The sequence below is a fragment of the Nonomuraea sp. NPDC050153 genome (assembly GCF_044460125.1).
GTDB lineage: Bacteria > Actinomycetota > Actinomycetes > Streptosporangiales > Streptosporangiaceae > Nonomuraea.
The window spans coordinates 120322-144446 of the sequence record NZ_JBITJQ010000014.1 but is presented as its reverse complement, the minus strand read 5'-3'; the positions used below and the strand labels follow the sequence as shown (position 1 = coordinate 144446).

Below are 24125 nucleotides of genomic sequence, written 5' to 3'. Positions count from 1 at the left end.
CATAGACGCGCAGCCTTTAGAAGGGGATGGTCCTGGCCGTCCACGACTTGATTGTGCCTGGTGAGCACGTATCAAGCAGCCTGGTGGGTGCGGGTGCTCTGCGCCGTGCAGTCTCGCTGGTCGTACGTCACCTCGGAACCTCATCGTGTGACGACACCTGGTACGTGCAGTGCTTCACCACGTCGAACCAGAGGAAGTAGCTCGCTCGCCCCCGGCTTGGGCCGGTTCTAGCGGAGGAGCACCTGCAGCGTCGTGGGCCCCTCGGTGATGAGTGACGAGGTGTACGAGAGCTCGCCAGGCTGGACCGCCAGCCGCAGATCGGGGAACCTGCCGAACAACGACGCCAGCGCGATCTGTGCCTCGAGCCTGGCCAGCGGCGCCCCCAGGCAGAAGTGCGGGCCGCGGCCGAAGCCCAGATGCGCGGCCGACTCCCGCACCGCGTCGAACCGCCTGCCTCCCCGCCGAACCTGGCCCGGTCCGTCCCGGCGCTGCAGAGGCCGACCATGATGGGCTGCCCCGCTCCGACCGTCACCTCGCCGAGCCGCACATCCCGCAGCGGATACCGGAACATGACGCTGACCACCGAGTTCCTGCTGCGCAGCGCCTCCTCGACCACCTGCTCCCAGGCGTTCTTCGCGCGTGCGAAGGCCAACTGCTCCGGGTCCGAGCACAGGGCGACGACAGTGTTGGCGATCAGGTGCACCGTGGTCTCGTGGCCGGCGATGAGCACCAGCCACAGGATCCATAACATCTCGCTGTCGGACAGGCGGTCGCCGTCGTCCTCCTGCGCGCGGATCAGCCCCGTGGTGAGATCGTCGCCCGGATCGTCACGCTTGCGCTCGACGAACGCCGCCAGATACCCGAGCAGCCCGGCGTTGGTGGCGAGCATCTCCTCCGGCGGGGTGGTGTGCTGCAGCAGTGTGTGGCTCCAGTCGCGGATCTGCTGCTGTTCGTCCTGCGGCACGCCGAACAGCTCGCAGATCACCATGACCGGCAGCGGCTCGCTGAAGAAGCGCACGAGGTCCACCGCGTCACCCTGGTCGGGCATCCGGTCGAGCAGTTCGTCGGTGATCTGCTGGATGCGCGGGGCCAGCGCCTGAACGCGGGCGGGGGTGAAGGCCCGGTTGATGAGCCCCCGCAGCCGCCGGTGGTCCGCGCCGTCCTTGGTCAGCAGGTGTTCACCCTCGATGAGCTGGCGCAGCGGCCAGTCAGCGGGGATGGTGCCGTCGTTCAGCGCCGTGAAGTTCCCCGGGTCCTTGCTGAACAGCGTGCCGTCGTTGGTCAGGACCTCGTTGACCAGTTCGTACGAGGTCACCAGCCAGGCGGGCACCTGGCCCGGGAGCTCGATACGTAAGATCGGCCCGCCCTGATCGTGATAACGGCGGATCGTCTCGGACGTCCGCTCCGACGGCACGGGGATCTGGAGAGGAGTAGCCATGAGAATCCCTCACGATGGGATGAACATCCCCCTCACTTTCCGCGTTGCGCTCGACCGGGCCAAGTCGCGAACGTTGTCACTGCCGGGCCCCCAACATCTGCCGCTCCCGCCATTGCGAAGGACCACCGGCCTGAGCCCGCTTCTCCGTCCGCTGCCGGCTCGCTGAGCCGACGCTTCACACAGCTCCGCTGGTCGTGCCTCGAATGGATACGGGCGAGATCCGGGCCTCGTACAGGTACAGCACCAGGAACGGCGGCCCCTCCGCTACCTGAGCGGCTCAGGGAAGCCTTCGAGCCCGTAACGGCCGGACCTGCTGCCCCCACACAGCCGAGAGGCGAGCACCATCGTCGGTGAACAGCTCCACCCCACAGCGAGCTGGTGCCACGTCCCGAAGTCCCACTCCTCGACCTTGCAGACGACCCTCTGGATACGCCTGCCTCGCAACATGGCGCACCGATCAAGGCGCCTTTGCATTGTTACCCATAGTATGGGGATATAGCTCTCCGTATCATCAATAGGCCGTCTTGTCCGAAAGATGCCTATTTGTCGGGGGACTGGAGGCATCGACGATGCGGAACGGCCGGACCATACTCGCCAGCACGCTCACGACTGCGCTGCTGCTGACCGCAGGCTGCACCTCGGGCGGCTCGAACCCGCCACCGCCTGCCGGCCCACAAGAGCGGGCCGCGGCGGCCAAGCTGTCGATCACACCAGCGGACGGCACGAAGAAGGTGCCCCCGGACACCGGGGTCAGCGTCAAGGTCACCGACGGCAAGGTCACCAAGCTGACCGTCGCCGACGCCGGGGGGCATGAAGTACGCGGGACCTTGGGCGCGAACGGAACGTGGCGCCCCACATGGCCGTTGCGGCCCGCGACGGCGTACACGGTAAGTGCGCAGGCGACCGGCACGGACGGCAAGCCCGTCGCCGCGCGGGCCACGTTCACCACGCTCAAGCCGAGGCGGGTGCTGGAGAGCGGCATGTCCCCGCTGGACGGCGAGAAGGTCGGCGTCGGCATGCCCGTCCAGCTCCTGCTGTCGCAGCCCGTGACCGCCACGAGCGACCGGGCCGCGATAGAGAGGTCGCTGGAGGTGCGGATGTCCAAGCCGGTCGAGGGGGCGTGGAGCTGGGTGAGCGACCGGGAGGTCCAGTTCAGGCCGCGCAAGTACTGGCCGGTCGGCGAGAAGGTCACGGTGGTCGCCCACCTGGCCGGCCTGCGGGCCGGACGGAACGTGTGGGGTACCAAGGACCGCAGCCTGACGTTCACCGTCGGTGACGAGCACATCACCAAGATCCGCAACGCCACTCACCGAGCGGTCGTGCGGGAGAACGGCGAGGTCGTCAAGACCATCCCGGTCAGCATGGGCAAGAAGGGCGACGAGAGCTGGTCCGGCACCATGATCGCCCAGGAGAAGGCCGCGGAGACCCTCATGGACTCGGCCACCATCGGCAGGCCCGGCGAATATTACGCCCGCACCAAGTGGAATGTGAGGATGACCTACAGCGGCATGTTCTTCCACGCCGCACCCTGGTCGACCGGCGCGCAGGGCAACCGCAACGTCAGCCACGGCTGCGTGAACGCCAGCATGGCCAACGCCCGCTGGTTCTACAACTTCACGCAGCGGGGAGACATCATCCAGGTCACGGGGACTTCGCGGAAGCTCCAGTTCGGCAACGGCCCCACACCGTGGGCGAAGTCGTGGGACGACTGGCTGGCGGGCAGCGCCCTCGGCAAGTCGATCAACGCCTGACCTCTGATCCGTCGCGCCACGCTCGCGAGTAGCTCCAGAGCACCGAACGGCTCAAGGCCGGGGATAAGTGGACCGATCACGATCTGGTCTTCACAACGCAGCTCGGCGGCCCGATCGAGCGCACCGAGGAGGACTGGAAGATCTGGAAGTCCATCCTCCAGCAGGCCGGCGTCCGGGACGCCCGAGTCCACGACGCCCGGCACACCGCCGCGATACTCCTCATCGAGCAGGGTGTGAACATCCGGGTCGTACGGCAGGTACTCGGCCACACCAGGGTGACCACCACCGAGCACCACACCCCCGATGCGCGATGCGGGGGAGCGGCTCGCCTCCGCTCTCTGGGAAATTCCTAGCCGTTGCAACCAGCCTTGCAACCACTCCGCCCTCGAAGATCAAAAAGGCCCTACCCCAAGATCTGGGAGAGGGCCTTCCGCCCGCGGAGGATCGGGGATTTGAACCCCGGATGGGCGGTAAACCCAAACCGCATTAGCGGTCCCCTGTCCGCCATGATCGCCTAGAGCCGGTCGTGCTCGATGAGTACCGAAACCCCTGGTCAACCCACTCGTCCCCCTACCTATGACGACCGGCAAAAACCGATGATTGCCGGTCCCTTGGGTCCGGCAAAGGTCCGGCATGGTCCACCGCCAGGCGGGCGCGGCAGCCATATGGCGCGATCTACAGGCCGAGGCGTTCCACCTCCGTCGCCTTCGCTTTGAGCGTCCTTGACGAGGACGGAGTCGAGGCGAACTCCTTCTCCTGGTAGCTGACCTCATCCCCCTGAATGGTGAACGTGTTGACGGCCGGGCCGTCCTCGAGGCCGGTCACCTCGTAGGTGACCTGATACTCCTGCTCCGGGTTCAGAGCCGGTCCGGAGTAGCTGACGCGGATACTGTAGGTGACGTTGCAGCCGGCGCTGCCGTAGCACTTCTTTTCGAGGATCTTCACGCGGAGGCTGAATTCCTCAGGGTCCGGAGTGTGTGTGAACGAGGCCGGGCTGGCGGAGGTGGTCGCGGCTGCCGAGGGTGTGCCGCTCGTGGAGGCGGGGGCGGACAGCGGTCCTTGGGCGGCAGGGGCACAGCCTGCCACCAGCAAGCCGGCGATCAGGGCGCCGGGCAGGACGGTAAGGGTACGCATGGGTTCTCCTTTTCGGGTGATGGAAGCGTGGGTGAGCACGCATGCGTGCCGGTTGACGTGCGCTTTCTCAGCGGACATTTCGGGTGGCCGTCTCGTTCGCGGCTGATGGCGCACCCTGAGCCACGAGCTCATGACGGCACAACGCGCACGCCGGGGTGCCAACCTTGGGCGCAGTATGGCGCCGCCGGGCATCCGTGAGGGCACGACTGGCGCGCGAGCAGCGCCATCTCGCCTCACCTCGCGCCATGCCGGAAAACGCAAAGGCCCCGCGCAAAGGCGGGACCCGGCCCTTACCCCTCGAAGCGGGCAGGGGAATCGCTTGTGCGATATCAGTCGAGGGCGGTCACTGCCCTGCTCTCTTAGCCGTGCGGGCTTTGCGTACGGCCTCCCGAATCGCGGGATCGAGTGCCTGGCGTATGGCTTCCCGGCTCATGCCGGTGACGCGGACGAGGTCGGCCTGGCGTCGGCGCCTGGGGAAAGCCACCAAGAGAACGCAGACATATCGAGCCTTAGGCCCTGGGTGCCGCCGGGCTTGGGGTCAGCGACGACGTTCACAAATTGGGGCGACGAATGGCTATCAGCCGCCGCCCCAATTCCATCGTTTTGTGAGTTACCGCATCTGCTCAACCATAGTGGCGGCTACTATGCCGACCAAATGATAGTTCAAACGCGGTCATTCGGGTCGGCGGGCAAGATGTAATCCCAGCTACGTCCCTGGCCGGCATGTGAGCCTCCAGCGGGGCATACGCCGTTGCTGGAGGCGTTACCGTTCCACCACAGGCCAAAGCATTTGGCACAGGCCCGCCAGTTGTGCTGCATCGCCATGTCGCGCGTTAGTCCCACATCCTCCGGGGCTTTCTGATCTACCATCGGTGTCCTTTGTTCGAAGGTGCCGTATAAACCACTTTCGAACCAATACCCCCAGAGCGGCCACACAGCCTCTCCCCATAACCAAACATCCTTATAGGAATTGCCCTACGCCTGGCGGCTTTTGCCCCACACGCGGACAGGGCGGCAGCGGCGGCGGTCGCGAAGAGGTAACGCATGGGGTCTCGGCACGGGTCGCATGAACCGCCCCAGAGCGAGACTGTACGTTTACCCCCGCCCGGCGACCCGCCGTCTACCCTTCCCGCGTGGGAACGACCTTGAGGTTGTGGGAGCCGTACCGCGCAGAAGTACGCCCAGGTCCTTGCCCTCATGCGGAAGGTGTAGCCGCGAGGCCCGCTGTGGTGGTCCCAGCCAGTGTTCGTGCGGCGCATCACGACTCGGTTGGGAAGCAGCCGGGCAAAGGCCCGGGGCTGAACCGGCGCAAGCCGTTGACCGCCTCACGCATTCAGCGGGTGCACCGGGTCCTCAGCTCTGCGCTGGGGACGGCGTTCAAGCAGAAAAGGATCAAGCACAATCCGGCCGAGCACGTCGAGCTGCCGAAGGTGCGGAAGGTCCGGCCGCTGGTGTGGACCGACGAGCGTGTCGCCCACTGGGAGGAGACCGGCAGGGTGCCTGGCAAGGTCATGGTGTGGACGCCGGCGCAGGCCGGGCGGTTCCTGGATGTCTGCGTCCGGCGGGAGGAGCGGCTCTACCCGCTCTATCACCTCGTGGCCACGCGCGGCCTGCGCCAAGGTGAGGCATGCGGTATTCGCTGGGAGGACTCCGACCTGGCGGTGGCGAAGACCATCATCGTTCTGGAGACCGAGGACGAAGACGACGACGGCGTGAAGTCGGAGTCGAGCTGGCGCACGGTGGCGGTCGACGGCGAGAACGCGGACCTGCTGACGGCGTGGCGCCTGCAGCAGAAGCGCGAGCGCTTGGCAGCCGGCGAGCTCTGGCGGGACACAGGGCTGATCTTCACCAACGTGGACGGCTCCGCTCTGCGGGATGAGTACGTGAGCGAGCGATCTTCCGCGATCGTGGCCGCGGCCGGGTTGCCGCCGATCCGCTTTCGTGATCTTCGCCACTGTGCGCCCTCACTGAGGCTCACAGCGGGCATCGATCCGAAGATTGTGAGTGCGACGCTGGGCCACGCGCGGTACAGCTTCACCGCCGACGTCTACACCTCGGCCATGCCGGACATAGCTCAGGCGGCGGCGGACGCCACCATTGCGATCACCCCTCAGGCGGCCCGGAAACCGTGATCGTTTGCAGAATGGTCCGGCATCGGGTCAACCAAGATCAAAGAGCCCTGCCCCGTGATCACGGGGCAGGGCTCTCACCTGCGGAGGATCGGGGATTTGAACCCCGGATGGGCGGTAAACCCAAACCGCATTAGCAGTCCCTTAAACCTTGTTATGAGCCGTTCGGCGCTGATCGGCCTCATGGTGTTTCAGGAGGTCAAGGGCCATTGCTTGTGCGGTTTGGTTCGGGCTCCAGTGGCGCGGTGCGGGGTCGTTTGTGCCATCACGGTGCCATCTGACACAGCGACATGAGGGTGATGTAGGCGGCGCTGGGAACGCCTCGGCGGTGGGCTCATTCAGCCTCGACCACGAGGTTCTTGGGAGGGGCGGTGATGTGGACAGGCGTTCCCCAGCCTTTGTAGAGGATGTTCATCCTCACGGTGTCAGCTCTCTGTTCTGAGCCATAGGGCTCGTAGACGGTCTCGGCCTGGAAGCGCCTGGGCAGGTTATCCGGGCCCAGCCAGAGCTTCCACGTGATGCGGCCTCCTGCCCATTCCCCTATTCGTTCGCCGTAATAGATGCCGGCCTGGCGCGAGCCGAGGTGGCCAACCTCAACCGAGCCGTCGTATCGGGTGGTGGGGACGCCGTCGTATCTGTCCTTGGTGGGCACCTTCTCGGCGCTGCGGGAGATCAGCTGCAAGAATTTTGGATTGAGGGCGTCCACCAAGTTCTGTGACCAAAGGAAGCCTTCCTTATCCCGCCAGTGGTTCCATTTCTTTCCCTTGGGAAGGTCGTCCCAGTAGGTTTGGGTATAGGTATCGCGACCGAGATTGATCATGCGGAACAGTTCCGGGTCTCCGTCGCCCACGGTGAAAATCTCTGTGATGTCGCTGGCGTACACGCCGGTCTTGGCGGCGAACCGGTGCTTGCCGTGAGTGACCGTCAGGCTGGCGTCCGAGCCCAAGCCATTGCGGGTCTTCTGGGAGAACAGCACACTGCTCTTGTCTGCGAACTCGCCCTTGAGCGCGGATATCGCCTGAGCCAGCGAACTGGTGGCCCGTGCGTGCGCCACGCCAGCCAGAGGCGATGTGAGCAGCAGGGCCAGGACGCCTAGCAACGCGCATAAGGTTCTCATGGGATCATCTTCAGCGACCGCTGATCTCAGCCTTGTCACCGGGGGATTGCAAGCGCGACACCCAGCCGGGTTTCCTCTAAATGGCAGCCTTTGCTGTTTCGGCCGAGGGCGGCATTTCGAGGTCAGGGGAAAGCCGATGTCTGCTCGTCTACTACCTGGATTGCCCTCGTAATCAGCGTGCGGGCGGCTTTGCCGTACACAGCCCGTTCAGCCAGTTCTGTGAAGGTATGGGAGTACATCGCGATCTCATGCGCCCGCGTAACGGTCAGATGACCCGATACGAGTTCGACGGTAACCTCCTCGTCGTCGAACATGAAGAACGCTTCGGTGGGCCACATGCTCGACCTGTCCACGCCCAACGGGATAATGCCGAGCGACACGGAGGGCAGCGTACTGACGGTCAGTAGGTGGCCGAGCTGGCCCGTCATGACGTCGGGGCCTCCGATTGGCTGGTGAAGGACGTTCTCCTCAAGGATGACGACGAAACGATGATCGCCCTTGTGAAGGACCTGCTGTTTGTCCACCCGGACCTGCACGGCCTCCTCCACATCGTCGAGGAGATCACGGCGTTGCTGGAGCGCGGTCAACACGGCGGTGATGTAGGCGCGCGTCTGGAGCGGGCCGGGTATGAGGTTGGGGGCGTAGAAGCGGAACCGCCGCGTACGCTCCCAGAGCGGCAGAACCAACTCTTGTGCGTGGCGGAGTCCTGTGCGTTCCATATGCCGCCACTCGACGAACATGCCCTCGATCGCCTCCAGGGAGGCGATGAGGTCCTCGGCCTGCTCCGGAACTCCGCAGTGCTGGCACCAAGCCCGTACGTCGTGGGTCGAGGGTGGTCGATGTGCATGCTCGATCCGGCTGACCTTGGATGCGTGCCAACCCGTCAGCCGCCCAAGCTCGCGGCCCGACAAGCGGGCATCCTTACGGATCCGGCGGAGCCGGGCGGCGAGGATTTGGAGCGCCTCGTGTGCGCTGGATGATGAGGAGCGCAAGGGTCAATCGACGTGGTAGTCGTCGTGCGGGATGGCGCGATGCCACACCGCCTCGAAGGCTTCGCTGCACAGCTTGATCACGGCAGAGTCGGTGACTTGCTCGACGTCCAACCAGTCGCCGTTGCCACTGAAGTGGTTGATCAGGAGCGTCTCCTGGTCGAACAACCAGAAGTCGTTCCCGGGGAGCGCCAGATCAGTGGCCTGTCGGCGGGGAAGCCAACGCACCTGCTCGCCTACGCGGACGTTGGGAAAAGTGACGTCGTACTCGTAACGGATGTAGTCGCTCAGGGGCTCGGAGACGATGCGAGCCCGCCTTACTTCGGCACCCCGTGCGACGGCGTCCACGATGTTCTGGAGCCAGGGCCGCCACCAGGAGGACCGATCGTCGGGATCGAGTCGGTGACCGGCTTGCCACGCGTGGAAGTCGGGGTCGTCCAGCATGTACGCGTCGCGCATCTCCAAGTGCACGGCGGATCGCTGGCAGTGGCGTAGACCGTGATCAACCTCTGCGCCCCTGGCCACCGTTCACCTCCGGCAGGAACTGGAGCATGCGCTTGGGGATGCGCACGACCTCTTCACCGTCAGGAACCTTACCGATCTCGGAACGAGTGGTCGCGTCCGTGATCGTCCAGCCCTGGATCAGGATGTCGCCCGTTTCGGTGTCTCTCCACAGCGTTGGCGAGCCGCCGTTGGGGCTGTCGGGGTCCTTTCCGAGAAATTCCAGGCTCATCGGAGATCCTCCTCGCCGAACGGATGCGTCATGCCTGAGTTTGCGTCCTCCCTGGTCGTTCATCAAGAAAGTTGCCAAAGATTGCACGCTGCGTCTGGGGCGATCCCGAGGCAAGGATCGTCACGGCAACGCTCGGCAACCTCATTGAGACACCACAGCACACGTTCTTAGCGTCGGAGTCATGCCCTCCGAACATGGTCCTCATCAGGCACGCGAGCGCAACGCCACGTCGGTCCCGATGCTCGTGGAGTTCGACACTTGGAGTGTCGGCGACACGCTGTATGGCAGGCACCGGGCGTCCGGCGACCTCATCGAGGCCCACTGTCCTCGACGGCTTGCGCTGCTCGCAATGGCCAAGAGCGTGGTTCACACCTGGCGAGAGGCGGAGACCTCCCAATGACCACCCTGCAACGACCATCGAGCAGCGCGGCCGAGAGCCCCACACCACTGCGTGTCCCCTACGTCATCGCGTGGTCCGGCGAAGCGATCGAACACCGCCTGTTGTTCGCCAAGCGGCACCCTTTCGGGGACGTCCGGCTCACATATCCCGATCCGCGCCCGTCCGATTGGACATGCGGGATACTTCGCGCCCGCATCCGCCAGAACCGGCGCGGTCAACCGCTGTGGCGGATGCTGAATGTCAGACGTCAGTGGCTGGCCATGCTTCGCGGCCTGTGCCAGGTCTGCGGGAAGACCGGCAGGGACCCACGAACCGGGCGCATGTGGTGGGTGATCACCGAGACCGCGTTCCGCGCGATGAGCCAAGACAGCGGGCTGACCAACGCCCCGCCCACCTGCCCCGCATGCATCCCTGAGTCGCTGGCCTACTGTCCCCAACTCCGCAAGAACTCAGCCGTCTACACCGCCGCCGGCGCCCAACCGGCCGGAGTTCTAGCCGACACCTTCACCCCTGGTCCGGGTGGTACCGCAATCCATACCGGGCACAACGTCTACGTCGGGTTCGACGAGTTCGCCCGGCAGGCATCCTGTCTCGCCCTGCAAATGGTCGTCCGGTTGGACGGCATGCGCCTGGAGCCGATCCCCTGAAGCCGCTCGGCTCGTCACTGCGTCACCAGGCGGCGAGCCGAGCTGGTGGCCCCGCGCATGACATACAAGGAGGGCGTGGGCGGGGCCACCTTCCACCACTACCGCGCGGTGTGACCGCCGGGGAACTCGCTGCCCGACCGGCCACCGGTCTTCACGAGTTGGCCGTTGATGATCGCCGTCCCGGTGGAGTTGGCCTCCACGTCGGCCAGTCGCTCGTTCCTGTGCAGTTCTCCTGCGGGGTTGTCGGTGAGCCGCTGGACGTGGTTCCGCGCCTCCGACAGGGCACGCTTCACGACCTCTCGTGACTCGTCGGTCTTGATCCTCAGCCGAGCCGCCGCGCCCTGGTCACCGGACAGGGCATCGGCAAGGCCGCGCTCGATGTCGTCGAGGATCTCCGTCGCGACGCGGGGGTGGACCTCCCGGTCGGTTCCGGTGCGGGCGTAGGTGGGCCATTCGGTGCGGAGCGCGGTCAGGCTTGCAACGTCCTTGCTCGCCACCGCGTCCTTGATCAGGGTGCGCACGTCCATGCCCTTGTCGAGCAGCGCCTTGGCGCGCGACCACGCGCTCTGGCGCTTGACCTCGTCGAGCAGCTCCCGCTGCGGGTCGCCCGGCGCGGAAGGCTGCTTGTCGAGCCAGGCCGTGATGTCCCGCACCGCGCGGTCGGCCTCGCGCTCGATCTGGCCGAGCTGGGCCTTGGCCTCCTCGCGCAGCTTCTCGGCCAGCTTCTCCCGGTGCTCGATGGAGTAGCGGGCGTCACGCGACGTCATGCCGAGAGCCGTCACGAGGCCGTTGCGGACGGTGGTGACCTTCACCGGCAGCGCGTCAAGGTCGGTCTTGCGGAACTGGATCTCCATGGGAACAGCCATGGTCTTCTCCTTCTCATTCGTACGTTGCATGATCGGCAGACCGCGTTTCGCGCGGCTCACCATGCGGTGTTGTCGGCCTGCGACCCGGCAGGCCAGGTGTAGGAGGCGGTGTGCCAGGCCAGCGGCCAGGCTTCTACCGGCACCCGCACCCCCAGCCGTGTCACGGTGTGGTCCATGTCGGCGACCCGCCGCCGCGCCTGGCCGGGCATGGGCCTGACGCAGGAGATCGCCTGCATGAGAGCGAGCACGAGATCGTCATGTCCGGCGCGCGCCGGGACCTCGATCCGCAAGGACCCGCCCGGCATCTGCTCGAACTCAAGGCTGCGGAGCTGCTTGAGCAGCTCCGGCACACGCGGCAACACGAGCTGACCGCGCTGCAACATCGCCTTGAGCTTGCCGAAACCCGCCTGCTTACGGCGGTTGTCTGTCCAGACGCCCGCCACGCCGTAGACGGCTCCGACGACGGCCAGGCGCTCGCGAAGCTGCTCGGTCGGATACGCCCCCACGCCGTTGATCTCCGACGCGACCACGTGCAGACCGTAGGCCCGCCCCACCGTGCAGATCCGCTCGATCCACTCCCCGTAGGGGCAGCGGTAGGCGTACTCCAGCCACGGCACGAAGTAGCGCAGCCCATCGTTCGGGTCGTTCAGCCCCTTGTCGTCGAGCGGGGCCACCAAGCACAGGGCGTTGGCATCGCGGCTCACACCCCAGTCCACGCCGGCCGCCACGACGTAGGGCCGCGCGTTCCGGGTCACCTGCCCCACCTCGTCGGGCGGCAGCAGGCGGTAGTCCGCCGTAGCGCTTTCGATCTCCTCGACGGTGAAGTACGCCCCCGCCTCGTCGGTCCACTTCGCCAGGTACTCGCGCTCGAAGTAGTCGTCTCCCTCCCGCGCGCGGATCTCGTCGAGCAGCCTCTGATCCACCAGTGGGCTCGTGCTGGAGGGCCAGTGCCACGAGGCGTACATCTCGTCAGGGGCGTCCATCCCGCGCGACCACAGCACCCGGAAGAAGTGATCAGCCGTGCCCCACGGCGAGGAACACAGGATCACTCGCGACCCGGGACGGGCGATGATCACGGGCTCTGCCGCCCGCCAGATGTCCGGGTCGATGAACCCCGCCTCGTCGAGCACGAGGAGGTCAACCGCCCACCCCCGGATCTGCCGCTGCGAGGCGGGCACGCTCATGATGGTGGAGCCGTTCGACAAGGTGACCTGCGACTTGGTCTCGTCGAGCACCGAGCCAGCCAGCAGCGGCGAGGAGGTCACCAGGGTGGCCACCTCGTCGAGGAGCCGCTGAGCGGCCACCTCCCCGGCGCTCACGACCAGCACCCGGCTACCCGGCGTCGAGAACGCCTGGTGCAGGCAGAGCACAGCCAAGAGCCGCGACTTGCCCACCTGACGCCCCGCACAGATCACCCGGTACCGCGCCGTCGAGCGCGCCACCTCACGCTGATGCGGCCACAGCTCCGCACCGACCAGCACCCGCGCGAACACCTCTGGATCACGCCGAGCGGCCCTGAGCGTCTCCCGATCAACCCTCGTCATGTCGTACCTCCTCGTCGGCCTGGCCGTCGTCGAGCCCCGCCATCAACCGCGCCACGTCCACCGACGCGGCGGCCACATCACGCCCCAACCGGGCACGAGACAGCGGGTCAAGGCCCAGCCGCCCCCGATGCGTAGCCGCCGCGCCCTCCCACTTACGAAGTTGCTCATCCCAGCGCGCGCACTCCGGACACGAGCGGCATCCACTTGCCTCGTGGTCCGCCAGGTGCTCGGTGAGGAGTTGGACCCTGGCCTCCGCCCGCCCCCACGCCCACAGCGCGGAGCGGTAGGCGTGCTGACGGAGGAAAGAGAGGGCGTCGTCGGCAAGCACACCCTCGACCAGCTCGACCGCCAACGGGTCAACGCGGCGAGGCGAGTAGGCCCCGTGCCTCAGAGTCAGCTCGTGGCCAGGCTGAAACGGTGGCCGCTGTCCCGGAAACGCCGGAATCCACGCCTGCCCCTGCTTGTTTATCGCGGTCATGCCGCCCTCGATCCCGTGATGGGGGCGACGACCGACGACGACCGCGTGGACGACCCGCACAGGGCCATGACGAGGTCGAGCGAGACCGTCACGAGCCCGTTCGAACCGCATTGAACATCCGATTGCGACGCCTTGACCTGCCGAGACTCCGCCTGTCGGCACAGTGCTGGCACGAGCGGCACAGTGAGCCTCGCGCGCGCGGCATTCCTTACGATCACGCCCGCCACCCGAGCCTCCCTGTCCAGCAGTCATCGGCGACGGTGTTACCGGAAACGGGCGGAGTGTGCGCGACATCCGCGACGTCCGCGACCGCGCTGGTCGGGGCCGTCGCGGACGTCTCATTCGTCGCGGATGCAGCCGCGACATGGTCTTGTTCCGCGACATAGCTGACGTGCGCTGTCGCGCTTGTCGCGGACGTCGCGCTGTCCCCGCTCGGGAGGTATCGCCGCCAAGCGTCGTGTAGATCGTCGGCGCTGTAGCCCTTGCGGTTCAGACCACCGCCCTCGCGGACGTCCTTGGGCTTGATCTCGTACAGCTCCAGCAGCTTGGCCAGATCGCGGGGACCGAACGGGCGGCCGAAGTAGTCCGCCCATGGCCCGTCGTCGATCTTGAGCAGCCTCTCCAGAATGGTGCTGGTGTACAACACCCGATCCGAGCCGAAGGTGACTTTCAGGTCGGCCAGGAGCCTGACCGACAACATGGTTGTGGCGTCGGCCGCTTGATCTCGCCCGACGAACGCCACAGCGGCGGCTCGCGCACGGCTCGGCCACTCGCCCCCGGCGAGGTCGGCGGTGGCGATGAGCGGCTCCCAGGTATCAGCCGCCCGGTCCTCCACCGGCATCTCGGGTTCAGCCTTCTCCAGGACGTCGAGGTTGTCACGCATCCACAGGTGCAGCCGATCACGAAGTGCAGCGAGAAGCGGTGCGTCACGACGGGTGCGGTACGGCCTCACGCTCTCGCCGGGACCGCGTCTCCTCATCCGGATCACTACCGACCGATCCATGATCGTGTCGGGCATGTTGCCGATCCCAGCCAGCGCCACCATGGCGAAGGTCGAGCAGTGCTCCGGCTTGCGGGTGGCGGCGTCCCACCGGATGTAGGGCCGATTCCGCTGGTGACCCGCGTTGACGATGCCCCGCAGGTCCTCGTTGTTGTCGGCGGCCTTCGGGCCGAACACCGTGTCGGCCTCGTCGAGCATCAGCGTGGGCGGGTCCTCCCCGATGGAGCGGACCAGGGCGGCCGGACTGATGTTGACCGTGATCAGCGGCTTGTGGGAGGTCGCCTCAATGACGTCGAGGAGGCGCGACTTCCCGCAGCGCTTCTGCGGGCTACCGATGAACAGCCGGGTCGCGTGCTCCCACGAGAGCGCGGCGTGGGTGGCCGCGATCCACAGCGTCACCGCGTCGGCGGCCTCGGGGGACGGCAGGATCACGTACCGCAGCAGGGCGACTCGCAACTCGTCGAGGAGCGTGGCACCGCCGACGCCCTCGTCGGATACGGAGGAGTCAGTCACGCGCTCCTCCGGAGGTCGGTCACGTGGTCGCTGTGGCTCCTAGGAGGCATCTCGCCCCGCCTGGCCTCCAGTTCCGCGTACGTCGGCCGGCTTGCCATTCGGCGAACGTGCTCGGCCAGTGCCCTCCACTCCTGAGCCATCTCGTGGTGGGCGTGACCGTAGCCGACCTCCCAGCCGGACAGATGTCCGTCTCGGTAGCCCTGCTCGTACGCCTGAGCCTCACGGCGGTGCTGGCTGTCGAGGTCGTTGACCAGCTTGCGCATCTCCTCCATCTCGGTGGTCATGCCGTTCGCCACGGGGGCGTGGAGCCTCGTAACCTCGGCGGCGGTTACCCTGACGCTGTTGTCGTTGAGCTGGCTAGGCGCATCGACGGTCTGGCGGCCCTGGGAGGTGGAGCTCTCGGGGCCGCGCTTCTTCATGGGAGTGTCGGTCATCTAGGCCGCGCTCCCCTCGTCCTCAGAGGTGGCAGCGAGGTCCGCAGCGACGTGCGGGCTCGACGGGTACAGCAGCGTGATCAGGTCGTGCGTGGGGATCTTGATCACGCGGCCCATCGAAAGCACCCGGGTCGGCCACTCCCCACGCTTGATGAGCTGGTAGCCGAGCCACTTGCTCACGCCAATCACGGAGGCGGCGGTCTCGACGGTGGTCGTCGGGCCGAGGGCCTCGATCGCTTCGCGGGTCCAATTGACGCTCACACGACCCCCGACCCACGCATGAGCATGTCGAGGACGGAGGCGTAGCGGAGCGCAGCGGCACCACGAGGAACCCGCTTGCCGCTCTCCCACAGGCAGATGGTCGGGCGGGACACCGTGATCACGTTCGCAAGCTCGTCCTGCGTGAGGTGGGCATCCTCCCGGATCTTCCGGGCCTGGCCGGACACAGCGACGCTGCGAACCCAGGCGAGCCGGTTCAGGTCTTGGATCTTCATGTTTTAAAGCTACGGTCCCGTGACGCAACCGTAGCGCTATAACTGTGGCATCTTTATGGACGTTTAGCGCTACACCGATTGACGGAGGTGTTGCATTCAGGAGACGATCTCGATGTGGTTGAACAAGTAGAGGAGTTCGGGTGGCCGCTCCGCCGGATCTCCCACCTCCGCCCCTACCAAACTCCCTCCGGGGAGGTCGGCAAGGTCCGCATCAAGTACGACAAGGAGGAAGCAGGGGTCGAGATCGTGCTCGACGATCCCGACACGCCGTTCGTCGTTCGAGCAGCCGTCGTGCGGGGGAAGGTCGTCCGCTTCGACCTCCACGCTCGTGAGGGCGCGGCCATCACTCAGCGCGACCTGCGCGCCCCCGCCCTTGTGTCAGTCGTTCGCAAGTGGGCGGCCATAGGAGAGCGCCTCAAGAGCGAGGATCTTGGGCCTAACCCGCCAGGCCTGGTCTGGGATTGGGCGGACGGCACGATGACCGAAGTTGCTGAGGTCACCAGGGAGAAGCTCGCTTCCCTCGCTCCACCATCACGGCAGCAAGGTCAGCGGAAGCGGGGATCTGCCGCAGAAGATCTTCTTCGACAGGTAGTGGAGGACTATCGCGCAGCCGTGGACCAAGGCGATCCATCTCCACGAGTGACCATCGCTCAAAGGCACGGCTACAGCCCCGCCCATATTGGTCGCTTGCTGGTGAAGGCACGCAGGACGATCGACCCTGCCACCGGCAAGCCGTTCCTCGGCAAGGCAGGTAAGGGAAAAGCGGGCGAAGATCCGCTGGAACTCGACTCTAGGAAGGATCAGTCATGAAGCCCTACAAGGCGTGCTCATGTCGCGCCCCCGACACGGGCAAGCTGCTGGGCAACAATTGCCCCGAAATCAAGCTGTACGAGCAGGAGAAGGACGGGAGCCCGAAGCTCGACAAGGACGGCAAGCCCCGGTGGCGGTGGAACCCCCGGCACGGGAAGTGGTACGGGCGGTACGAGGCCCCGCCGACCGCCGACGGCAAGCGGCGTCAGCCTCGCGTCGGCCCGTTCGCCACCGAGAAGGAGTGCCTGGCCGCGCTCAACGAGGCGCAGGGCCAGGTGAACCGTGGAGAAGGGCTCGGGGACCGCAAGCTGACGGTCGGGGCCTACTTGGACCGCTGGCTCCGTGGCCGTGAGGAGGCGGAGGACGATCTCAAGGCGTCCACCCTCTCCTCCTACCGCGAGGCTCTCGATCTCTACTTCAAGCCGGGCCTTGGCCACCTCCGGCTGATCGACCTGCGCGACGACGACGTGCGCGACCTTTACTCCGCCATGCGGAAGATCAACCAACTGGAGGCCGAGACCGACAGGTCCGACCTCCTGCGGCGTTTATTGGAAGCGAGGGCGAAGCGGGCGGGCAAGCGGTACTCCACTCGCCCTCTGACGACGGCCAGGATCAAGCGCATGCACGCGGTGCTGAGCAAGGCCCTGAATGACGCGGTCGCGTCCGGGAAGATCAGCCGCAACCCGGTGGCCGTGATCAAGTTCGGCAAGGCGTCCAAGCAGCGGGTGAAGAACCGTCCCCTGCTGTGGACAACCGAACGGGTCGAGCGGTGGAAGGAGACCGGGACCGTACCCGCCAAAGTCATGGTCTGGAGTCAGCACCACTGCGGGGGCTTCCTCGACCACATCACGGAGAACAAGGAGCGCCTCTACGCCCTGTACCACCTGGCCGCGTTCTGGGGCCTGCGTCGGGGTGAGCTCGTCGGGCTGGACTGGGCGGACGTCGGCTTGGAGACCAGGCGAGTCCACATCCGTCAGTCCCAGCCCGACGACGAACTCGACGACACCAAGTCGGAGAACTCCGACCGCAAGTTGACGATCGACGACGAGACCGCCCGTGTCCTCAAGGGGTGGCGCAAGGCCCAACTCGAAGAGCGCATGCACTGGGGCGAGGCGTGGATCGACTCCGGGCGCGTCTTCACGCAGGAGAACGGGGAGCCGCTCAACCCCGACTACGTCTCCCGCCACTTCATCACCCTGTACGGCCGCGCCAAGCTGCCACCCGTGAGGTTCCATGACCTCCGCCACGGCGCGGCCACGATGCTGCACGCGGCGGGCGTCTCCATGAAGGTCATCAGCGAGATCCTCGGCCACGCGCGCGAATCCTTCACCAGCGAGGTGTACGTCAGCGTGGCCGAAGAACTCCAGGAAGAGGCCGCGCAGGCCATCGCCGCGTTCGTGCCACGCAAGAGCCGCATCTGACCCCTCGTGCCATCTCTGTGCCATCTGGAGCCCGAAATGATCTCCGACGCGAGAAAGGGAGTATGCGATTTCTCGCATACTCCCTGCTCACAGCGGAGGATCGGGGATTTGAACCCCGGATGGGCGGTAAACCCAAACCGCATTAGCAGTGCGGCGCCATAGACCTGACTAGGCGAATCCTCCTGGAAGCCTTCGCGGCTCAGGACAGCGTACCGGCCTTCTGGCGAGGCGGCAAAGTGATTGATCCCCGGACTTCACCAAGAGTTATCAACAGCCTGTGGGTAACTGCCTGTGGATGAAGCCCGCCCAGAGCGTGGGCGGGCTTCGGGGCTGTGGATAACCAGGTTACGCGGCCGGGTTGGCCTCGCCCTCGATCTCAATCTTGACCTTCTTGCCCACCAGTACGCCACCGGTCTCCAGGGCCTGGTTCCAGGTGAGGCCGAACTCCTCGCGGTCGAACTCCGTGGTGATCGAGAAGCCCCAGACCGGAGCGCCCCACGGGTTGGTGCCGGCGCCGCCGTACTCGACCGTGAGCTCGACCTCCTTGGTGACGTCACGGACGGTCAGGTCGCCGGCGACGGTGAACTCGTCGCCCGAGTGGCCGACCACGCGGGTGCTCCTGAAGGTGATCGCCGGGAACTTCTCCGTGGCCAGGAAGTCGTCGCTGCGCAGGTGGCCGTCGCGGTCGGCGACGCCGGTGTCGATGCTGTCAGCCTGGATCGTGAGCTCGGCGGACGACTCCAGCGGGTTCTCGGCGATCGCGACCGAGCCGCTGAAGGAGCCGAAGTGGCCACGGACCTTGCTGACCATCATGTGCTTGACCATGAAACCGATGCGGGTGTGAGCCGCGTCCAGGTTGTAGGTGCCGGCGGCGGGGATGGTCAGGGACTCCCAGGTGCGGGTGGCGGTCATTGGGGTTCTCCTCGATAAGGGGTTTGTTGCTGTGCGGATGTCTGCGGCAACAAATGTCTACACGAGGAATATTCCGTGCGTCAACTATCGTCGGCTACGCTATGAGGGTGATGAACTTTGACGACCACCGGCTGACTGCCGTAGGACTCCTGGCGGAGGTCCATGGCGGCCTGATGGCCAGGTTCCAGCCGGTGCTCAGCGCCGCGGGGTTGTCGGAGATCGACTTCGAGACCGTCATCCGGCTGGGCCGCTCGCCGGGGCAGCGGCTGCGGATGAGCGATCTGGCCGCGCAGACCGAGCTGTCGACGAGCGGGGTGACCCGGGTCGTCGACCGGCTGGAGCGGGAGGGGCTGGTGACCCGGCAGGCGTGTGCCAGCGACCGGAGGGCCTCCTACGCCGTGCTCACCGAGGCCGGGCGGGCACGGCTGGAGTCCGTGCTGCCGCAGCATATACAGGACATCGACGACTGGTTCACCGGGCTGCTGGGCACGGACGAGCGGGAGGCGTTCCTGGCCACGCTGCGGAAGATCAGGGACGTGGTACGCCCCTGTGCCACCGCTGGGGTGAACGAGGCGCAGGCCGCCGCGGCCGCATGCGCGGCGAAAGCCGCGGATCAGGCGCGAGCCGCAAACCAGGTGGAAGTCCCCATGGGCGGGCAAACCGCAACCCATGAGCCCGAGGCCGCGGGTCGAAGCGCACCAGCTTGAGGCCGCAGGTCGAAGCACGCGAACTCGAAGCACGTGAACTCGAAGCTGCGGGCCCGGAGCTCATGAGCCCCAAGCCGCAGGTCCGAGGGAGCTTCGTGCTGCCGAGCCGGTGGGTCACGCCTCCCGGCCGTTGGACGGGAGGCCCAGCGCGTTTCTGAGTTTGGCCATGGCCCGCGACACCGTGCTCTTGACCGTGCCCACGCTGATCCCCAACGTCCTGGCGATCTCCGGCTCGGTCATGTCCTCGTAATAGCGCAGTACGATCGCCGCCCGCATCCGCTCCGGCAGCTCCTCCAGAGCCTGCTCCAACTGCTCGTGCACGTCCCCGTGCGGCTCCTCGGAAGTGCACACCTCGGGCAGATCGTCCGACGGGTACTCCTCCAGCCTGCGCCGCCGCCACTGCGAGATGTTGATGTTCACCATGGCCCGCCGCACGTAACCGTCGAGCGCCCCCCGGTCCTCGATGCGGTCCCAGGCCAGGTACGTCTTGGTCAGCGCGTTCTGCAGCAGATCCTCCGCGTCCAGCGGGTGTCCGGTGAGCTGGTGGGCCGCGCGCAGCAGAGCAGGACCGCGCGCCCTGACGTACTCGCGGAACTCGTCTTCCCAACCGGTGGTCTGCATCGTGGCCAGAATCGCAGCCGGATGCCCTATTGGGCCTGAACCAGAATTCAGGTTTCGGCCCGCCGACGATAAAGGTAGGTCAAGGTCGGTGGCGGTTTGTACGACGCCGGGTGTCATCTCACTTCCCCGGGGATGCGTATTTTGATCCCCTCTGCGCCGCTCCGGTGCGAGGTACGCCCAAGTCGTGTGACTCTAGTACCGACGAGGGAGGGGCCGATGGGGTATCCGAGCGTTGAGCGCCGTCGGGTGCTCGCCGCGGCCGCACTCGGTCGCGAATCCGGCGTTCCCGGCCCCGACCCGGACAATGGGGAGCCTTTACGCGCCGTCGCGGGCGAGATCCTGGACGTCAGCCCGCATCTGATCATCATCGAGACCCCCGGCGGCGTCGAGGAGCGGCTCGTGATCGCCCCCTGGGCCACCGCCTGGCACGGGAAGGACGCCGCACCCGCCGATCTGCCCGCGGGTTCCCTGGTCATCATGCGGACGCGCGACGGCCGCGTGGTGGAGCGCATCTGGGCCGACACCACCCGTATCACCGGGACGATCCTGTCGATCAGCGGACGAAGAGACCTGACGGTCGAGCTCGACTGCGGGCCGCACCGGGGCCACCGTACGGTCGTCATCCCCTACCGGGCGTCGGGGCGGCTGCAGGTGCGGCATCCGATGTTCGAGCCCGGTTACCTGTTCGACGCGATCGGGATCAGGCAGGAGGAGGGGGCGAGCCTGGCCCTGCTGCCGGCGACCTCGCAGCCCCCGTACCCGGCCCGCGCGGTGCCGGCCCCGCCGCCCGCGTACGCCGGGCAGCAGTCCCGCATCTCGGGCCCCGCCACCTGGTCGGACACGTTCGACGAGGAAGAGCGCGGCGCCGCGTACCCGATGCTGGAGCGCTCCGACGCCGGCTGCCCCGACGCCGGGGTATCGTGCACCGGGCTGCCATACCTCGCCCTCGGGTCGCTGCTCCAGGTCAGGAACCTGTGCTCGCAGCGGAACGCCAACATCCCCGTGGTCGCGTGCGGATGCGTGGCGGGACGCTTCTGCGACCGCTGCGTCGAGTGCGACACGTCGCCGCGCGGGCGGGTCGTGGAGCTGTCGCCGTTCTCCTATGTGGAGCTCGGCGGCGATTTGGTCAAAGGCTGCTTCAACGCTCAGATCGGATTGGGGTGACGGGCACGTGCTCGAATCGCAGCTGCCGCTTCTGATCGGGCTGCTCCTCCTGGGCATGGTGGCCAAGTTGAACACCGTGCGCACGGGAGGCGAGCCCGGCTCGCTGTCCAGGCTGGGGCCCGCGGTCCTGGTGCCGGGGCGGATGCAGGGCATCGCGCTGCTGGTCTGCGCGGCGGGCGAGCTGTTCCTGGCGATCGGGCTGCTGGTCACGACGCATCCGTTCTTCCGGTGGGGCACGGTCGCCTTCTTCGCCCTGTCCACGTACGTGCTGCTGGAGCTGCGCAGGCGCCGGCCGGACGCGGGCTGCGGCTGCTTCGGCGAGGTGAGCTCGGCGCCGGTCGGGTTGCGTTCGGTCGGCCGGACGGTCACCCTGACCGGGATGGCCGGGCTGTCGGTGTGGGCGCCGGTGCCGGGGTGGGCGGCCGTGATCCACCCGTCGTGGCTGACGGTCGCGGGGGTGGCCGTGCTCGCGCTCCTCTCCCCGGAGATCGAGGAGCTGATCGACCGCGTACGGTTCCGCGCCCCCTGCGAGCAGCGCCGCGGCCCCGCCGAGTCGGTCACGCTGGCCAGGCTCAGGTCGAGTGGCACCTGGCGGGCCCACGCGGGCGAGCTGACCTCGACCGAGCCGTACGACACCTGGCGCGAGCTGTGCTGGCGCTTCTTCGCCTTCCGGAACCACGACGCGGACGACGTGGTCTTCGCCGTCTACCTCAGCGGCCGGCGCCCGGCGGTGCGGATGGCCGTGATCGGGACGGTGGACCGCGGGTCTCTGCCGGAATATACGCCAGTATCGGCCTGACGCTAGAAAGCCGTAGATTCCGCTCGACAGACATGGCGATACAGCTCTATTGGGCTGTCTAGCTTCCCCACTAGACAGCCCAATAGAGGTCTAGGGGCGCCGCTCAGATCGGCTGAGCGCGCAGGAACTTCCCGAAGTGCGGCACCGTGAACGCGATCAGGCCGCGTTCGGCGCTGTAGATGAGCCCTTTCTTGATGAGGCTGTCGCGGGCGGGCGAGAGGCTGGACGGCTTTCGCCCGAGGGCGTCGGCCACCTCCGCGGTGGCGACCGGCTCGTCGCCGATCTGCGCCATGGCGTGCATGTAGTCGCGCTCGGCCGGGGTGGCGCGCTCGTAGCGGCTGCCGAAGAACCCGACCGCGAGCTCCTCCTCGGCCTCCGGCGCGGAGACCTTGACGTCTTCGATGGTGATCGGGCTGCGCGGCGCCAGGTCCCAGGCGACCTTGCCGTACGCCTGCACGAAGTAGGGGTAGCCGTCGGCCGCCTCGTAGAGGGCGTCGAGGGCCTCCTGGGTGAACTCCACCTCTTCCTCCCTCGCCGGCAGGATCAGCGCGAGATCGGCCGCATCGCGGTCGAGCTTGTCGATGCGCGCGTAGCGGAAGAGCCGCTCGGAGTAGCTCTTGCTGGCCGACAGCACGCTCGGCAGGTGCGGCAGCCCGGCCCCCACCACGATCAGCGGCCCGCCCGTCTGGGACAGCTCGTGGCAGGCGGCGCAGAGCGCGGAGACGTCGGCGGCCGGGACGTCCTGCATCTCGTCGATGAAGAGCGCGATGCCCACGGCCAGGTCGGTGGCCACGCTCGCGGCGTCGACGAACAGCTCGGTGAGGTCGATCTCCAGATCGCCGGAGTCGGCGCGCCCGCGGCTGGCAGGCACCTCGATCCCGGGCGACCAGTGGGAAGTGCCCTTGGCCGCCGCCGGATCGCGCATGGCGAACGCCTTGAGCACGCCGAGAAACTCCTCGATGCGCTCGGGGGCGCGGTGGCGCGGCGCCAGCTCCCGGATGGCCATGTGCAGAGCGGCCGCCACGGGACGCCGGATCGACTGGTCGGGCCGGGCCTCGATCTTGCCCGTGCCCCACAGCCGCTGCATGGCCATGGACTTGAACGTGTTGAGCAGAACGGTCTTGCCCACTCCCCGCAGGCCGGTGACGACCATGCTGCGCTCGGGACGGCCGCGGGCCACCCGCTCCAGCACGACCTCGAACTGCTGCAGCTCTCGGTCTCGCCCGGCCAGCTCCGGCGGACGCTGCCCGGCGCCGGGAGCGTAGGGGTTTCGCACAGGGTCCACGCTCTCGGACTTTATTGCGGGATATAGCGGCCGTCTTAGATTTGGGAAGAAAGTGCTACGGCGTGTCCGAGCAGGGGCGGTCGCCAGCACCGTCATCGGACACACCCCTTCCCACCAGGCCGAACCCTTGTTCGAGTGCGGTACGTAGAACTGTAGCGCGGACTCGAACACCTATGCGATGGTTTCGAGTAAAGATCTTCGCAACGGGTCGCGGGGGCGGCGAACTTGGCAGCCGTCCCGCCCGCGCAATAGCGTTCGGATCCATGCGGACCTTCGCGAATGTTCAGGAGCTCAAGGCAGCCGTCGGCGAGACGTTCGGTCCGACCGAGTGGCGCACCGTCACCCAGGACCAGGTCAACCTCTTCGCCGACGCCACCGACGACCACCAGTGGATCCACGTCGACGTGGAGCGGGCCAAGGAGGGGCCGTTCGGGGGCACGATCGCCCACGGCTATCTGAGCCTGTCGCTGCTGCCATCGTTCATGTTCTCGATGGTCAAGGTCGAGGGCATCGCCATGGGCGTGAACTACGGCCTCAACAAGGTCCGTTTCCCCCGGCCGATCCTGGTCGGCGCCCGGATCAGGGCCGTGGGCGAGCTGACGGACGTCAAGGGCACCCCGGCCGGCTACCTGTCCAACCTGAAGATGACGATCGAGATCGAGGGCGAGAAGCGGCCCGCCTGCATCGCCGAGACGCTGAGCCTGTACGTTCCCGCCCAGTAATTTTGCAACAGAAGCGC

26 protein-coding genes, 1 tRNA gene and 2 pseudogenes are annotated in these 24125 nt (G+C 66.8%); 11 read left to right on the top strand and 18 right to left on the bottom strand.

Features of this window, described 5'->3' with window-relative positions; genetic code table 11:
• Positions 1-227: 227 nt before the first annotated feature.
• Entirely contained in the window at positions 228-746 is a 519-nt protein-coding gene (locus ACIBQ1_RS31250) for a cytochrome P450 (RefSeq protein WP_397283010.1), read from the bottom strand.
• A gap of 194 nt (positions 747-940) precedes the next feature.
• Positions 941-1438 (bottom strand): annotated as a pseudogene (locus tag ACIBQ1_RS31245) (cytochrome P450); the annotation flags it as partial.
• A gap of 569 nt (positions 1439-2007) precedes the next feature.
• Between ACIBQ1_RS31245 and ACIBQ1_RS31240 the strand changes: the two are divergent.
• Both ACIBQ1_RS31240 and ACIBQ1_RS31235 read left to right on the top strand, forming a co-directional pair.
• Positions 2008-3189 (top strand): Ig-like domain-containing protein, encoded by a 1182-nt coding sequence (locus ACIBQ1_RS31240; protein ID WP_397282876.1) that lies wholly within the window; start codon positions 2008-2010, stop codon positions 3187-3189.
• Positions 3190-3263: 74 nt separating this feature from the next.
• A pseudogene (locus tag ACIBQ1_RS31235) lies at positions 3264-3542 on the top strand (tyrosine-type recombinase/integrase); the annotation flags it as partial.
• 322 nt (positions 3543-3864) lie between these two features.
• Here ACIBQ1_RS31235 and ACIBQ1_RS31230 read toward each other — a convergent pair.
• Entirely contained in the window at positions 3865-4323 is a 459-nt protein-coding gene (locus tag ACIBQ1_RS31230; RefSeq protein ID WP_397282875.1) for a hypothetical protein, read from the bottom strand.
• Positions 4324-5549: 1226 nt separating this feature from the next.
• On the opposite strand from ACIBQ1_RS31230, the gene xerC reads away from it, so the two are divergent.
• Positions 5550-6455 carry a tyrosine recombinase XerC gene (gene xerC, locus ACIBQ1_RS31225; RefSeq protein WP_397282874.1) on the top strand — a complete coding sequence of 302 codons (906 nt, stop codon included), beginning with the start codon at positions 5550-5552 and terminating at the stop codon, positions 6453-6455.
• Between the two features lie 331 nt (positions 6456-6786).
• Here the strand turns inward: xerC and ACIBQ1_RS31220 are convergent, their stop codons facing one another.
• The 4 genes from ACIBQ1_RS31220 to ACIBQ1_RS31205 all read right to left on the bottom strand — a co-directional run bounded on the left by ACIBQ1_RS31220 (position 6787) and on the right by ACIBQ1_RS31205 (position 9291).
• Positions 6787-7569 (bottom strand): hypothetical protein, encoded by a 783-nt coding sequence (locus ACIBQ1_RS31220; RefSeq protein WP_397282873.1) that lies wholly within the window; start codon positions 7567-7569, stop codon positions 6787-6789.
• Between the two features lie 122 nt (positions 7570-7691).
• Positions 7692-8561 carry a helix-turn-helix domain-containing protein gene (locus ACIBQ1_RS31215; protein WP_397282872.1) on the bottom strand — a complete coding sequence of 290 codons (870 nt, stop codon included), beginning with the start codon at positions 8559-8561 and terminating at the stop codon, positions 7692-7694.
• A gap of 3 nt (positions 8562-8564) precedes the next feature.
• Positions 8565-9029, bottom strand: a complete 465-nt coding sequence (locus tag ACIBQ1_RS31210; protein ID WP_397282871.1) for a DUF6879 family protein — start codon at positions 9027-9029, stop codon at positions 8565-8567.
• A gap of 31 nt (positions 9030-9060) precedes the next feature.
• Positions 9061-9291, bottom strand: a complete 231-nt coding sequence (locus ACIBQ1_RS31205; protein WP_397282870.1) for a hypothetical protein — start codon at positions 9289-9291, stop codon at positions 9061-9063.
• A 181-nt stretch (positions 9292-9472) separates the two neighbouring features.
• Here ACIBQ1_RS31205 and ACIBQ1_RS31200 point away from each other — a divergent pair, with 181 nt between their 5' ends.
• The gene (locus ACIBQ1_RS31200) at positions 9473-9691 is read left to right on the top strand and encodes a hypothetical protein (protein WP_397282869.1); all 219 of its coding nucleotides are present in this window, start codon (positions 9473-9475) and stop codon (positions 9689-9691) included.
• A complete protein-coding gene (locus ACIBQ1_RS31195; RefSeq protein WP_397282868.1) occupies positions 9688-10338 on the top strand; it encodes a hypothetical protein in 651 nt (216 codons plus the stop codon). The genes ACIBQ1_RS31200 and ACIBQ1_RS31195 overlap by 4 nt, the downstream gene beginning before the upstream one ends.
• Before the next feature lie 98 nt (positions 10339-10436).
• Here ACIBQ1_RS31195 and ACIBQ1_RS31190 read toward each other — a convergent pair whose 3' ends face one another.
• The 7 genes from ACIBQ1_RS31190 to ACIBQ1_RS31160 form a co-directional block, all read right to left on the bottom strand.
• Positions 10437-11204 (bottom strand): hypothetical protein, encoded by a 768-nt coding sequence (locus tag ACIBQ1_RS31190; protein WP_397282867.1) that lies wholly within the window; start codon positions 11202-11204, stop codon positions 10437-10439.
• Positions 11205-11260: 56 nt separating this feature from the next.
• Positions 11261-12748, bottom strand: coding sequence for a terminase large subunit domain-containing protein (locus tag ACIBQ1_RS31185; protein WP_397282866.1), 1488 nt, complete (start codon positions 12746-12748; stop codon positions 11261-11263).
• The gene (locus ACIBQ1_RS31180; protein ID WP_397282865.1) at positions 12735-13100 is read right to left on the bottom strand and encodes a hypothetical protein; all 366 of its coding nucleotides are present in this window, start codon (positions 13098-13100) and stop codon (positions 12735-12737) included. The genes ACIBQ1_RS31185 and ACIBQ1_RS31180 overlap by 14 nt, the downstream gene beginning before the upstream one ends.
• A gap of 340 nt (positions 13101-13440) precedes the next feature.
• Positions 13441-14739 carry a DUF3631 domain-containing protein gene (locus ACIBQ1_RS31175; RefSeq protein ID WP_397282864.1) on the bottom strand — a complete coding sequence of 433 codons (1299 nt, stop codon included), beginning with the start codon at positions 14737-14739 and terminating at the stop codon, positions 13441-13443.
• Positions 14736-15173, bottom strand: a complete 438-nt coding sequence (locus tag ACIBQ1_RS31170; protein WP_397282863.1) for a hypothetical protein — start codon at positions 15171-15173, stop codon at positions 14736-14738. The genes ACIBQ1_RS31175 and ACIBQ1_RS31170 overlap by 4 nt, the downstream gene beginning before the upstream one ends.
• Complete coding sequence (locus tag ACIBQ1_RS31165; RefSeq protein WP_397282862.1) at positions 15174-15434, bottom strand: hypothetical protein; 261 nt, start codon at positions 15432-15434, stop codon at positions 15174-15176.
• Positions 15431-15667, bottom strand: coding sequence for a helix-turn-helix transcriptional regulator (locus ACIBQ1_RS31160; protein ID WP_397282861.1), 237 nt, complete (start codon positions 15665-15667; stop codon positions 15431-15433). The genes ACIBQ1_RS31165 and ACIBQ1_RS31160 overlap by 4 nt, the downstream gene beginning before the upstream one ends.
• Before the next feature lie 78 nt (positions 15668-15745).
• Here ACIBQ1_RS31160 and ACIBQ1_RS31155 point away from each other — a divergent pair, with 78 nt between their 5' ends.
• Positions 15746-16477 carry a hypothetical protein gene (locus ACIBQ1_RS31155; protein ID WP_397282860.1) on the top strand — a complete coding sequence of 244 codons (732 nt, stop codon included), beginning with the start codon at positions 15746-15748 and terminating at the stop codon, positions 16475-16477.
• Positions 16474-17898 carry a tyrosine-type recombinase/integrase gene (locus ACIBQ1_RS31150; RefSeq protein WP_397282859.1) on the top strand — a complete coding sequence of 475 codons (1425 nt, stop codon included), beginning with the start codon at positions 16474-16476 and terminating at the stop codon, positions 17896-17898. Before ACIBQ1_RS31155 ends, ACIBQ1_RS31150 begins: the two co-directional genes overlap by 4 nt.
• A 93-nt stretch (positions 17899-17991) precedes the next feature.
• Here ACIBQ1_RS31150 and ACIBQ1_RS31145 read toward each other — a convergent pair.
• Positions 17992-18081, bottom strand: a tRNA-Ser gene (locus tag ACIBQ1_RS31145).
• 162 nt (positions 18082-18243) lie between these two features.
• A complete protein-coding gene (locus ACIBQ1_RS31140) occupies positions 18244-18810 on the bottom strand; it encodes a YceI family protein (protein ID WP_397282858.1) in 567 nt (188 codons plus the stop codon).
• Positions 18811-18920: 110 nt separating this feature from the next.
• On the opposite strand from ACIBQ1_RS31140, the gene ACIBQ1_RS31135 reads away from it, so the two are divergent.
• Complete coding sequence (locus ACIBQ1_RS31135) at positions 18921-19517, top strand: MarR family winged helix-turn-helix transcriptional regulator (protein ID WP_397283009.1); 597 nt, start codon at positions 18921-18923, stop codon at positions 19515-19517.
• Between the two features lie 114 nt (positions 19518-19631).
• Here the strand turns inward: ACIBQ1_RS31135 and ACIBQ1_RS31130 are convergent, their stop codons facing one another.
• A complete protein-coding gene (locus tag ACIBQ1_RS31130; protein WP_397282857.1) occupies positions 19632-20138 on the bottom strand; it encodes a SigE family RNA polymerase sigma factor in 507 nt (168 codons plus the stop codon).
• Between the two features lie 216 nt (positions 20139-20354).
• Here ACIBQ1_RS31130 and ACIBQ1_RS31125 point away from each other — a divergent pair, with 216 nt between their 5' ends.
• The gene (locus ACIBQ1_RS31125; RefSeq protein ID WP_397282856.1) at positions 20355-21302 is read left to right on the top strand and encodes a hypothetical protein; all 948 of its coding nucleotides are present in this window, start codon (positions 20355-20357) and stop codon (positions 21300-21302) included.
• A 7-nt stretch (positions 21303-21309) separates the two neighbouring features.
• Complete coding sequence (locus ACIBQ1_RS31120; protein WP_397282855.1) at positions 21310-22101, top strand: MauE/DoxX family redox-associated membrane protein; 792 nt, start codon at positions 21310-21312, stop codon at positions 22099-22101.
• Positions 22102-22204: 103 nt separating this feature from the next.
• Here the strand turns inward: ACIBQ1_RS31120 and ACIBQ1_RS31115 are convergent, their stop codons facing one another.
• Positions 22205-23386 carry an ATP-binding protein gene (locus ACIBQ1_RS31115; protein WP_355379495.1) on the bottom strand — a complete coding sequence of 394 codons (1182 nt, stop codon included), beginning with the start codon at positions 23384-23386 and terminating at the stop codon, positions 22205-22207.
• A gap of 263 nt (positions 23387-23649) precedes the next feature.
• Between ACIBQ1_RS31115 and ACIBQ1_RS31110 the strand changes: the two genes are divergently transcribed.
• Positions 23650-24108: a MaoC family dehydratase gene (locus tag ACIBQ1_RS31110; RefSeq protein WP_397282854.1), complete on the top strand. Its 459-nt coding sequence runs from the start codon at positions 23650-23652 to the stop codon at positions 24106-24108.
• Positions 24109-24125 lie beyond the last annotated feature (17 nt).